General features: G+C 40.3%; 10 protein-coding genes. 4 read left to right on the top strand and 6 right to left on the bottom strand.

The window, feature by feature from the left end; translation table 11 throughout:
• The first annotated feature begins 143 nt into the window (after positions 1-143).
• Entirely contained in the window at positions 144-863 is a 720-nt protein-coding gene (fadR, locus tag ACED29_RS16960) for a fatty acid metabolism transcriptional regulator FadR (RefSeq protein ID WP_124015906.1), read from the top strand.
• A gap of 105 nt (positions 864-968) precedes the next feature.
• Here fadR and ACED29_RS16955 read toward each other — a convergent pair whose 3' ends face one another.
• From ACED29_RS16955 to sodB, 4 genes are all read right to left on the bottom strand, one after another.
• A complete protein-coding gene (locus ACED29_RS16955; protein WP_371698162.1) occupies positions 969-2,480 on the bottom strand; it encodes a SpoVR family protein in 1,512 nt (503 codons plus the stop codon).
• Between the two features lie 9 nt (positions 2,481-2,489).
• Positions 2,490-3,755, bottom strand: coding sequence for a YeaH/YhbH family protein (locus ACED29_RS16950; RefSeq protein WP_371698161.1), 1,266 nt, complete (start codon positions 3,753-3,755; stop codon positions 2,490-2,492).
• Positions 3,756-3,818: 63 nt separating this feature from the next.
• A complete protein-coding gene (locus ACED29_RS16945; RefSeq protein WP_371698160.1) occupies positions 3,819-5,753 on the bottom strand; it encodes a PrkA family serine protein kinase in 1,935 nt (644 codons plus the stop codon).
• A 298-nt stretch (positions 5,754-6,051) separates the two neighbouring features.
• Positions 6,052-6,636, bottom strand: coding sequence for a superoxide dismutase [Fe] (gene sodB / locus ACED29_RS16940; protein ID WP_124015910.1), 585 nt, complete (start codon positions 6,634-6,636; stop codon positions 6,052-6,054).
• Positions 6,637-6,868: 232 nt separating this feature from the next.
• Between sodB and grxD the strand changes: the two genes are divergently transcribed.
• On the top strand, positions 6,869-7,210 hold the full coding sequence (gene grxD / locus ACED29_RS16935) for a Grx4 family monothiol glutaredoxin (protein ID WP_011637214.1): 342 nt from the start codon (positions 6,869-6,871) through the stop codon (positions 7,208-7,210).
• A 110-nt stretch (positions 7,211-7,320) separates the two neighbouring features.
• Here grxD and ACED29_RS16930 read toward each other — a convergent pair whose 3' ends face one another.
• Positions 7,321-8,550: a uracil-xanthine permease family protein gene (locus ACED29_RS16930; RefSeq protein WP_124015911.1), complete on the bottom strand. Its 1,230-nt coding sequence runs from the start codon at positions 8,548-8,550 to the stop codon at positions 7,321-7,323.
• A gap of 238 nt (positions 8,551-8,788) precedes the next feature.
• On the opposite strand from ACED29_RS16930, the gene ACED29_RS16925 reads away from it, so the two are divergent.
• Together ACED29_RS16925 and hda are read left to right on the top strand one after the other, a co-directional pair.
• Complete coding sequence (locus ACED29_RS16925; protein WP_371698159.1) at positions 8,789-9,886, top strand: DUF2066 domain-containing protein; 1,098 nt, start codon at positions 8,789-8,791, stop codon at positions 9,884-9,886.
• Positions 9,887-10,040: 154 nt separating this feature from the next.
• On the top strand, positions 10,041-10,751 hold the full coding sequence (gene hda, locus ACED29_RS16920) for a DnaA inactivator Hda (RefSeq protein ID WP_124015913.1): 711 nt from the start codon (positions 10,041-10,043) through the stop codon (positions 10,749-10,751).
• A gap of 95 nt (positions 10,752-10,846) precedes the next feature.
• On the opposite strand, the gene ACED29_RS16915 is transcribed toward hda, so the two are convergent.
• Positions 10,847-12,796 carry a hypothetical protein gene (locus tag ACED29_RS16915; RefSeq protein ID WP_371698158.1) on the bottom strand — a complete coding sequence of 650 codons (1,950 nt, stop codon included), beginning with the start codon at positions 12,794-12,796 and terminating at the stop codon, positions 10,847-10,849.

Raw genomic sequence — 12,796 nt, 5'->3', positions numbered from 1 at the left:
TTATTGAAGTTGTAATGGCTCATAGTAGGTTAAAAAATAGTCGTAATGAGCGTCCTGAATAAACAATGGTTTTTATTTTCCACCGCTCTGGTATGATCAGTGCAATAGTTTCGCCATTGTTTAGCAATAGGATATGAAGGCTGATGATCATCAATGCCAAAGGGCCAGCGAGTTTTGCCGAGAAATATATTGTTCGTTCCATTTGGGAAAATAAATTTCCACCCGGATCAATTTTACCTGCGGAACGTGAGCTCTCAGAACTTATCGGTGTCACTCGTACGACGTTAAGAGAAGTTCTGCAGCGTCTTGCACGAGATGGTTGGTTGAAAATTCAGCATGGTAAACCTACCCAAGTGAACAACTTTTGGGAAACCTCTAGTTTAAATATTTTAGAAACCATTGCTGATTTGAACCCTGATGGTTTTCCATTACTCGTCGATCAACTCATGGCTGCTCGTGGTAACGTAAGCAACATTTACTTTCGTGCATCCATTCGCCACAATCCTGAAAAAGTGGTTGAAGTCTTGGCCGACATTCACAGTTTAGAAAATAACGCTGAAGCCTATGCTGCATTTGATTATAAGTTGCATCACACATTAGCATTTGCATCGGGTAACCCATTATATGTATTGATTTTAAATGGCTTTAAAGGCCTTTATAATCGTGTGGGTCGTTATTATTTTTCCAGCCAAGAAGCCCGTGAATTAACCCTAAGCTTTTATCTTAAGCTGGAAAAACTCGCCCAAGCTAAAAATTATATTGATGTACCAGCATTGATGCGAGCCAATGGTATTGAAAGTGGCAAAATGTGGCAAAAGCTGCGTGATGACCTGCCTGCTGAAATGGGCCATGATAATACTTAATTTACCGTGATGAGTTGAGCATTTATCGTTAAATGAGAATACCGATTTATTTACCTCGGATATTGAATTTCAATTTGAAAAGCCAATCAAGTCGATTGGCTTTTTTTATACCGTCGCTTCAGGACAGCTTGATAATATCCTCACAATACCTACATCGTCTACTTGCTCTAAGCTGACATTGAAACCCCATAGCCGATGTAGATGCTTCAACATCTCTTGATGGTTATCTGCAAGTGGGATGCTGTCATAGGGGATGTAGCGTAAGGTGATAGAACGATCGCCATTCACTTGCACTTGTTGCACCTGAATATTGGGTTCTATATTGGATAAATTATATTGTTGTGACAGAGTGTTGCGGATATCTTGATAACCTTGCTCATCATGAATGGCCGAAATGGAAAGTTGGCTGCGTTTTTCATCGTCTAAAATAGCAAATAATTTAAAATCACGGATCACTTTTGGTGATAAATATTGGCTAATAAAACTCTCATCTTTAAAGTGCTTCATCGCAAAGTGAACCGTTTCAAGCCAATCGCTGCCGGCAATGTCGGGAAACCACTTTTTATCTTCATCGGTTGGTGTTTGGCAAATTCGTTTTATATCGACAAACATTGCAAAACCTAAGGCATAAGGGTTTATGCCATTATAGTAAGGGCTATTGTAGGCAGGTTGCGCAACCACAGCAGTATGATTTTGCAAAAACTCCATCATAAAACGGTCAGTGACTTTACCATTATCGTATAAATGATTGAGTATGGTGTAATGCCAAAATGTCGCCCAACCTTCATTCATCACTTGAGTTTGTTTTTGTGGATAAAAATATTGCGCCATTTTACGAACAATTCGGACTAATTCACGTTGCCATGAAGCCAGTAATGGGGCATTTTTTTCAATAAAATATAGAATGTTTTCTTGGGGCTCACTTGGGAAAATAGTACTTGTTTCTGGCGTTTCTTTTTGTGGTGATGTTGGCAGAGTTCGCCACAAGTCATTGACTTGGCTCTGTAAATAATCTTCGCGTTGCTGCTGTTTTTCTTGCTCTTGCTTCAGTGACACTTCTGCTGGACGTTTATAGCGGTCAACACCGTAATTCATCAATGCATGACAGGAGTCGAGAATTAACTCAACTTGTTCAACCCCATAACGTAACTCACATTCGCGGATATAATTTTTAGCAAAGACTAAATAATCGATAATCGAGCTTGCATCGGTCCAAGTATCGAATAAATAGTTATTTTTAAAAAAACTATTATGACCATAACAAGCGTGCGCCATGACTAATGCTTGCATGGTAATGGTATTTTCTTCCATTAAATAGGCAATACATGGGTTTGAATTAATCACAATTTCGTATGCCAATCCCATCTGGCCACGCTTATAGCCTTGCTCTGTTTGGATAAATCGCTTGCCAAATGACCAGTGGGTATAACCAATGGGCATACCAATGCCAGCATAGGCATCCATCATTTGTTCAGCAGTAATAATTTCAATTTGATTTGGGTAAGTTTCAAGTTTAAAAAATGTCGCTGCATTTTCAATTTCATGTTGATATTGTTGCAGTAAGTCAAATGTCCACTCGGGTCCATCATCTAATGGGCTACGTTTTATATTCACCATGATCACCCCCTACATAGCTTGTTTTTTAAAGAGTTCACGAAATACTGGGTATATGTCTTCTACGTGGGTAATATTCTGTACTGCAATGTTGTCAAATTGCTGTTGCAGTTTCTCATATTGGTGCCATAACGTCTGATGAGCGCGATGGGTTATTTCTATGTAACTAAAATAGCGAACCTTTGGCAAAATATGTTTTGCTAAAATCTCATAGCAGGCAGGCGAGTCATCGGCCCAATTATCACCGTCAGAGGCTTGAGCGGCATAAATATTCCATTCATTTTCTGGGTAGCGTGCTTGCTGTATTTCATGCATTAGCTTTAATGCACTTGATACGATAGTCCCGCCAGTTTCTTGTGAGTAAAAAAACTCATGTTCGTCGACTTCTTTAGCCTGTGTATGATGACGAATATACACCACCTCCAGATTTTGATAACTGCGCGTTAGGAAGAGGTAAAGTAATATATAGAAACGCTTAGCCATATCTTTGGTTTCTTGATCCATTGATCCAGATACATCCATCAGACAAAACATTACCGCTTGGCTAGAAGGGATTTCACGTTTGGCATAGTTGTTAAAGCGCAAATCAAAAGTATCGATAAAAGGTACTTTTGCGATTTGCTGCTTGAGTAATAATATCTGTTCCTTTATGGCTAAAATTCTTTCTGCTTGAGCACCTGGCGTGTCCTCCAGCATGACAAGTTCGGCTTCCAATGCCTGTAGCGCTTTATTTTTGCCACCGCTCATGGCAATTCGTCTCGCCAAAGATGAACGCAACGATCTGACAATATTAATGTTAGCGGGCACGCCATCATTGGTAAATCCCGCACGATAGGTTTGATATTCAACTAATTTATTTAGCTGATTTTTTTGTAAATTAGGCAGTTCGAGATCGTCGAACAGTAACTCTAGATATTCGTCTTTTGAGATAGTAAATACAAAATCATCATCACCGTCACCGCTATTTGATGCATCACCTTGCCCAGAACCGCCTTGGCCAGATTTAGGTCGTTGAACTTGGTCACCGCGATTAAATTGATCATTCCCAGGGTGTACTCGATCCCTTTTGCCACCTTGACCTTGTCTGAAAACTGGTTCACTAAGGTCTCGAGTTGGAATGCTAATCTGTTCACCTTTATCAATATCAGTAACACTGCGACGAGTGACTGCTTCTCCGACAGCTTTTTTGATTTGTTTTTTATAGCGCTCAATAAAACGCTGCCGATTGACGGTGCTTTTTCCTTTTGCATTGAGTCGTCTATCAATAAAATTTGCCATACGCCTCTCCCAAGTCTAATTCATGGCAAAGTCAACAAGGGCTGACTCTGCCAACCTGGCGTTTTACGATGATTTGCGCACTCGTAAATACCATTCTGACAATAATCTGACTTGTTTTTTGGTGTAGCCTTTTTCCATCATACGATTAACAAAATCGTCATGCTTACGCTGATCGTCATTGGATGTTTTGCCGTTAAATGAAATCACAGGCAGTAAATCCTCAGTGTTAGAAAACATTTTTTTCTCTATCACAACGCGTAATTTTTCATAACTGGTCCACAACGGATTATTGCCTTCATTGTTGGCGCGAGCTCGCAGAACAAAGTTAACAATCTCATTACGGAAGTCTTTTGGATTACTAATTCCAGCAGGTTTTTCTATTTTTTCCAGCTCTGCATTGAGTGCCCCACGATCGAACAGCTGTCCGGTTTCGGGATCTCGATATTCTTGATCTTGAATCCAAAAATCGGCATAAGTAACATAGCGGTCAAAAATATTTTGGCCGTATTCTGAATAGGACTCAAGGTAAGCGGTTTGTATTTCCTTGCCAATAAATTCAACATACTTAGGGATTAAATAACCTTTAAGGAACTCTAAATATTTTTCACTTATTTCATTCGGAAATTGTTCTTGCTCAATTTGTTTTTCGAGTACATAAAATAAGTGCACTGGATTTGCGGCTATTTCTGCACTGTCAAAGTTAAACACTCTGGATAGAATTTTAAAGGCAAAGCGGGTGGATAGTCCTTGCATTCCTTCATCTACGCCAGCGTAGTCACGATATTCTTGGTAGGACTTTGCTTTTGGGTCGGTATCTTTTAAGCTTTCACCATTGTATACACGCATCTTGGAATAAATAGATGAGTTATCCGGTGCTTTTAAGCGAGAGAGCACACTAAATTGTGCCAATGTTTCTAAGGTGCCAGGGGCACAAGATGCGTTTGATAATTCTGAATTGGCTAATAGTTTTTGGTATATCGCCATTTCTTCAGAAACCCTCAAGCAGTAGGGCACTTTGACGATATAGACGCGATCTAAAAATGCTTCATTGTTTTTATTATTTCTAAACGTTGACCATTCTGATTCATTCGAATGGGCTAAAATAATGCCGTTGTACGGTAATGCTGATAAGCCCTCAGTACTGTTGTAATTACCTTCCTGGGTTGCAGTCAATAATGGATGTAACACCTTAATTGGTGCCTTAAACATTTCGACAAATTCCATTAAGCCTTGGTTTGCTCTGCATAATGCACCTGAGTAGGCATAGGCATCAGCATCATCTTGTGAGAAATGCTCTAATTGACGAATATCGACTTTACCGACTAAAGCTGAAATATCTTGGTTGTTTTCATCACCGGGTTCTGTTTTAGCAATGCCGATTTGGTCTAGCACCGATGGATACACTTTTACTACTTTGAACTTTGAAATATCGCCACCGTATTGGTGTAAACGTTTTACTGCCCATGGAGACATGATTGTTTTGATATAACGACTGGGGATCTGGTATTCATTGTTCAGTAACTGACTGTCTTCTTCGGGATCAAACAAGCAAAAAGGATGGTCGTTAACCGGACTACGAACCCCATCAGCACTTAGTATGTAAATAGGCACATGCTGCATAAGTACCTTGAGTTTTTCGGCAATGGACGATTTACCGCCACCAACAGGACCGAGAAGATACAAAATTTGTTTTGATTCTTCTAAGCCTTGAGCAGAATGCTTTAAATAAGCCACAATCTGTTCAATCGCGTCCTCCATACCATAAAAGTCTTTGAATGCTGGATAGCTTGCAATAACACGATTAGAAAAAATACGGCTTAAGACAGGATTTTTTGCTGTGTCGATAATCTGCGGTTCACCAATGGCCATTAATAAGCGTTCGGCAGCAGATACATAGGCACTTTTGTCTTGTTTACAAATATCAAGAAATTGCTCCAAGGTATATTCTTCGTCGCGTTTTTGTTGATATCGTTGTTGATAATGCTCAAAAATACCCATAATAACCCCCTCAAAACATGCAGTTGTATTACGTAAAACGCCTCTGTGGTTAACGCAATGGTTTAACTATATTACTGGACCAATTAGCGCAATATTAGGCTTTACGAGTAAAGTGTAGGACAGGGTAAATGACTTGGCGAAGTTTTAATGGAAAATAAATTAAATAAAAACAAAGACAAACAGTAGCATTTGCAATAGTTGCAAAAATAGAAGTGTGATGTGAGTCATGCTTTGTGGCAAGAAAAGATTTAAAAAAAGGAGCCAAAAGGCTCCTTTAGTTTTTTGCAGCTAATGAAGATTAAGCAGCAAAGTTCTTGTTAACAAATTCCCAGTTAACAAGTTGCCAGAAGTGCGCTAAATACTCTGGACGTGCGTTACGGTAATCAACGTAGTAAGCATGTTCCCATACGTCTACAGTTAATAAAATAGTCACTGATTCATCTGTTAACGGTGTAGCAGCATTACTGGTGTTAACAATGGCTAATGAACCGTCAGCTTTTTTAACTAACCAAGTCCAAGCACTACCGAAGTTGTTGACTGCAGAATCGGTAAATTTAGCTTTGAATTCTTCAAAAGAACCAAAAGATGCATTGATAGCAGCAGCGATATCGCCAGTTGCTTCGCCGCCAGCGTTAGGCGCTAAACAGTTCCAGTAAAAAGTGTGGTTCCAAACTTGAGCGGCGTTGTTGAACATACCACCAGTTGAAGTTTTAACAACTTCTTCTAGCGTCTTGTTAGCAAATTCAGTTCCTTCAACTAAACCGTTTAGTTTTACCACGTAAGTGTTGTGATGCTTACCATAATGGAACTCAATGGTTTCTTGAGAAATGTGTGGTTCAAGTGCGTTCTTTGCATAAGGTAAAGCTGGTAGTTCGAAAGCCATTAGTATCTCTCCATGGATTCAGGTTATCGTTTTGTTTACCAATCAGGTAACATTGCTCTACTTCTATTGTACTGATTATTTTTGTGATGTGAATCATTGTTTGGGAATTATCTGGATTGCTGTAGCTATTTAATGGATTTTAGATAAACCCTACAAACTGTGGCATTTTGTTCTTTGTCTAGGTGTCGTACAATAGTCGTTATGTGTTCATTCGTCGTACTTAGGAAATCCAATGGAAACTGTAGAAAAGATTAAACAGCAAATTAGCGAAAACCCAATTATTGTGTACATGAAAGGTTCACCTAAGCTACCAAGCTGTGGATTTTCATCTCAAGTTGCTCAAGTGATGATCAATTGTGGTGAACAATTTGCCTTCGTAGATATTTTACAGCACCCAGATATTCGTGCTGAACTACCCAAATTTGCTAACTGGCCAACATTCCCACAGCTATGGGTTGAAGGCGAGTTGATTGGTGGTTGTGACATCATCACTGAAATGTTCCAAAAAGGTGAACTTCAGCCAATCATTAAAGCGACTGCTGATAAATTTCGCACCGAAGACGCTGCAGAGTAATGAGTATTGATTGAGTGTTTAATGCACTGATTAAAAAGCCCCAATCGCAATTTGCGATTGGGGCTTTTTTATAGCGCCTTACTGATTAAGCAGCTTCTATGTTAAAGAGGTTATGCCTCAGTTGGTGGTTTTTTTATCGCTGGTAAAATCAAGTTCATCAAAATAGCCACAATCCCGCATAAGCTGATACCGGTTAAACTAAATGAGCCAATGCCAAATGCCATGCCACCAATGCCGAACACTAACGTTACCCCAACAATACTGAGATTACGGGGTTCAGACAAATCGACTTGATGACGAATTAGGGTGTTTAATCCCACTGCGGCAATTGAGCCAAAGAGTAGGCACATTATGCCACCCATGACGGGAACGGGAATTGTTTGCATCATGGCGCCCAGTTTGCCAACAAAAGCTAAGGTAATTGCGGTAATCGCTGTCCACGTCATAATGCGAGGGTCAAAACTTTTAGTGAGTGTCACCGCGCCAGTTACTTCACTGTATGTGGTGTTAGGTGGACCACCCAATGCTGCTGCAGCAATCGTGGCAATACCGTCACCAGTCAGGGTGCGATGTAAGCCAGGCTTTTTAAAATAATCTTTACCTGTCACATTTGAAATAGCCAAAATATCACCAATGTGTTCAACGGCAGGCGCAATGGCCACTGGGATCATAAATAAAATAGCTTGCCAGTTAAACTCTGGGGCAACAAAGTTTGGCATAGCTAACCAAGCGGCTTCACTTACGGGCGTAAAATCAACAACACCAAAGGCTAAGCTAGTGCCATAGCCGACTAAAATACCGGCCAGAATAGGCATTAAACGAACTAATCCTTTAGCAAAAATCGCCACGATTATGGTAGTCGTTAAGGCTGAAAGAGAAATTATTAGGGCAATATTGGGCTCAACGATGACTAAGCTACCATCACCACTTTTACCTAATGCCATATTGACAGCGACTGGCGCTAAGCCTAAACCGATGATCATAATTACTGGGCCGACAACCACTGGGGGTAACAGGGTATGAATAAATCCTGTGCCGCGCAGTTTTACCGTTAGCCCAAGTAGCATGTAAACTGCGCCAGCAGCCATTAAACCACCCATGGTGGCTGGAATCCCCCATGTTTGCACGCCATATAAAATGGGGGCGATAAAGGCAAAGGAAGAAGCGAGAAATACAGGAACTTGGCGTTTAGTGACTAATTGAAACAGAAGGGTACCGAAACCGGCTGTAAATAAGGCGACACTGGTATCTAAACCCGTCAATAACGGCATTAGTACAAGCGCACCAAAAGCGACAAATAACATTTGTGCGCCCTGTAGCGGAATTAACACGCGTTTCATATTGTTCTCCATCAGTATTTAGAAAGTTAGCGTGTGCTCAAACGGCGCGAATTGTCACATAAAAGCCATCATATGCATAACAACTTTGAGGACGCTGTAGCGATTAATGTTATTTGATATGGCTACAATATAGGGTCAATTTGGCAGTAGTAAAAAAGAGTTTTCGTTATCCATTACTCGATAGAATTTTATTATGATATAATTTGTTTACTTATATTTGCTGCGTTTATGTTATCTGATGCTGAAAAAACTAATTAATCTCATTGTGTTACCGATAATTGCATTAACCTCTATTGCGAATGTGTATGCTGCTGAAGTCGGCAAGTTAGATGAAGCCGATATTGCGGTGAGTTCACGTGCAAATGATGTTAAAGATAATGCGCTAAAAGAGGCATTAGCTGCTGTTTTCTTGAAAAATTCTGGTTTACCTAGTGTGGTGCTTCACCCCCTAGTTAAAGCTCAAATTAATGCTCCTGAGGTCATTTTGACTCAGTATGGTTATTATGAGTCAAATGGTGAGTTGATGCTCAAAGCCAGTTTTGACCATCAGCGGGTGATTTCAACATTACGCGAAGCCGGTTTACCTGTTTGGGGGAGCCAGCGGCCATTAACCTTGTTGTGGATATCCGTTGATGAAAATAATCAGCAAACTATTTTAGCTGATGATTCGGCCACAGATATACGTACTGATTTAGCCCAAGAGTCTAATAATAAAGGCATTCCATTATTGTTGCCTATTATGGATTTAGATGATGTTATGCAAGTGAGCATTACTGATGTGCGTGGTATGTTTACCGATGTATTAGCCAAAGCATCAACCCGTTACCAAGCTGATTACTTTGCTGTTGCCAATATTGATACCCAAGGTAGCAACCTACATTACAGCATTAAGTTATTCGATAAAAACAGAACTAATGGTGTGTTGGTGGCTTTAATTTCTCAACAAGGTGATGCCACCGATTATCAACAAGCAACCAAAAGTATGATGAGTATTCTGGCGGATTATTATATTAGTCAATATGCTATTGCTTCTACAGGCGGTGACCTTACAACACAAGTCAGATTTACCGGATTAAACAATATGACTCAAGTGGTGAATGTTGAACGTTACCTTCGTCAGCTTAGTGCCGTTAAGTCGATAACATTAAGCCAGTTTAAGGGCGACTCTGCCACCTATACTATTGACTTGTTTAGTAATTTAGATGATTTACAGCGGTTGCTTAATATTGATAGTCGCTTATCACAATTAGATACTGTGGGCAGTGTCGATTCATTTTATGAGTCAACTACTGACAACACTAAACCTAAGCTGATTTATCAATGGTTGGGTCAATAAGTATGATCAATCGGTGCGCTATACTGTTTTATCGTATAGCGTGAAATGCTGTATCTGAGGCATCTTTATGTTGAGGCTTATTGCCTATATTCGCATAATGGACTCACTTAGGTATAATGATGTTAGTTCGTTTATGATTTTGAGACCTATCTGAGTGACACAAAACTCACCAAGACAATTATCTTTACCCGTTTATTTACCTGACGATGAAACTTTTCAGAGTTATTACCCCGCTTCGGGTAATGACGAGTTGATCCAAAAACTTCAAGCCAGTGCTGAGGGATCCTTGGCTTCTTCTTTATATCTTTATGGTCCCGAAAAGTCAGGCAGAACACATTTAATGCATGCTGCTTGCGCACATGCTAACGACTTAGACCGCCGTACTTTGTATATCCCACTTGGCATTCACGCAAGTATTTCTCCGGCCTTGTTTGAGGGCCTAGAATCGCTTGACTTGATTTGTATTGACGATGTTGAAGCGATAGCGGGTCACCCTGTATGGGAAGAAGCCATTTTTCATTTGTATAATCGTATTGCAGAGCAACAAGATTGTCGTTTGATTGTGAGCGGTAAAGCTTCACCTTCAGAAACGGGTTTTTTACTGCCCGATTTGGTTTCTCGAATGCAGTGGGGACTCATATATCAACTGCAACCTATGGCTGATGATGAAAAACTGCTTGCATTACAACGCCGTGCGGCAATGCGTGGCTTGCAGTTATCTGATGAAGTAGGGCGTTTTTTACTCACTCGTATGGCTCGTGATTTACGCACCTTGTTTGATGTGCTCGATAAACTCGATAAAGCCTCTATGGTACATCAGCGAAAACTGACTATTCCATTTATAAAAGAGATGCTTAGACTATAATTCCTTATAAAAAATTATCGTTGTCAGTCTATCCTATTAGATAATAAAAACGCCAAATGAATTCATTTGGCGTTTTTTTTTAGTGAGTTAATGACTTATTGCTGCAGATGATCATTGCCACTAAATTGTAATGGTCGTGAGTCAACAGCACTTTGTTCAGCTTGTGATGAGACTTTCTGTGATGATTTTGATGGATCAGTTGTTAGCACTAAATTTTGTGCCCAACTCAGACCGTTAACTAACGCCACAGGTGCAGGCAAACCATCCATCACTTGTGTTACCCCTATTGCAGGTAACATTTGGCTCACAACATAGCTGGCACGATCATATAACTCAGGTTGGCCGATACGGCCGCGCTGACCCCATTCAACCACAATGGTTGAACTTGTGGCAACTTCTGGTTTGTCAGTAATCGCGATATCACGCAAAATACCATATCGATGGCTCATCATCACTTCTTCAAATAGCATCGCTGCATCTTCTCGTGTTGATGAATAAGCATAGTCATCGTTGGCAAGATCGTTGGCAAAAAATTGTGCGACGTCACTTGGTGTATAAGCTTTTTGGGTATTATTTGCTGACTCGCCAGCGTAATTAACGTTTGCAAGACCATACATCTCAGTACTGGTTAATGGGTAGCGGATGTTGAGTTGATCAGAGGTCATCGCATTAGCCTCATAACGACGTTGATATTCTTCTTTTAAGGTTGGACCTTGAATATTGGCATGTATGCTTTGTGGGTAATAATCATTTGCATGAGCAAGTTCGTGATATAAGAGCCTGGCTAGATTAGAAGACATATTCTCCATGGTACGGTTAGTACGATTGCCTATTTCTATATATTGACCAGCATAATCGTTGTTTTTGACATAACGATATGGCGAGAGATAATTAAGCTCTTCACCAAAGTTGCTACGATAATCAGGCGTTTCATTAATCGTATCTCGCTGAGCAGAAGTTAGCCACAGGTATTCAGGGTCTAAATATATTGCTCCTATATAACCAGTATAAAAGGCCGGTCTAATATCGTAACTGATGACGATAGCAGTCACTGATTGCAGCAATTCTACAAAATCATTGTGAGTTTGTGCCCGTAAATAGGCTTCAAAGTTTGCTGCCATCCAGTCGTGTGAAACGAGTACTCTGTCCATAATAGCATCAATCGGGTCTGGATTAGTATCTTGGCTAATGAAGGGCAGCACATTAATAATATTGCATGGCTCAACGAATTGATTCGAGTAAACACAAGAGGCCAGTTGGTTAGCATAAGGTGAGTCAGGCTTGTAAGCGTGCGTTCGTGCAACGGGGTAACTGAAGTAGGCGTCCGCTGGGGCCGCTTTTTCTTTGGTTACGAGTAAATTGACGTCATCACTGATCGTTTGGCCATCAAATGAGGCCGTGGCTTTAAGACTGAAGAGTTGATCGGTATCGACGTTTGGCGCAACAAACAGTGGCCTAGTAATGTCACTTAAATCCACGTTAGTAAAGGCTTTATTATTATCACTAGGATACATGCACCAGCTAATATTTTCAGGTACTTGGCCGTTAATATTCTGTATACGTAAACTCGCATCAGTTCTATTGACCATTTGATGATCGCTGTTAATACGTAAAATATTGTCAGCTGAATCGGCAGTAATGGATACCGTTTCTTCAATACTGATGTTATCGCCAGAGACCGTCACCTTAAAAGCGTAATCTTGGTTACTTGTCGGTGTGAATGCTAAAACTTGGCTATTGACTGCTGTTAGTTCAAGGCTTGGTCCTGAAATCTGCTGCCACAAAAATGTTTTACCAATACTGTCTTGTTGATTGAGATTGGCAATAATGCTACCGGGTTTGTCTTTGGCATAATGGTGTTCAACAATAAAAGTCAGTTGAGAGTTTGTGTCGGCAATAGAGTAAGTGATATTTTCACTGCAAATTTCGAAAGCGGATGAGGTAGGCGTACCTTGATCGTTATTGTTTGAGTCTCCTCCGCATGCGCTAACTAACATCGCACAGGCTAAAAGGCTGTAGGGCCCTAATTTTCGCGATAACGTCAT

It is taken from the genome of Shewanella sp. 5S214 (assembly GCF_041439795.1).
Lineage (GTDB): Bacteria > Pseudomonadota > Gammaproteobacteria > Enterobacterales > Shewanellaceae > Shewanella > Shewanella vesiculosa.
This window is presented reverse-complemented; position numbering and strand designations above follow the sequence as displayed.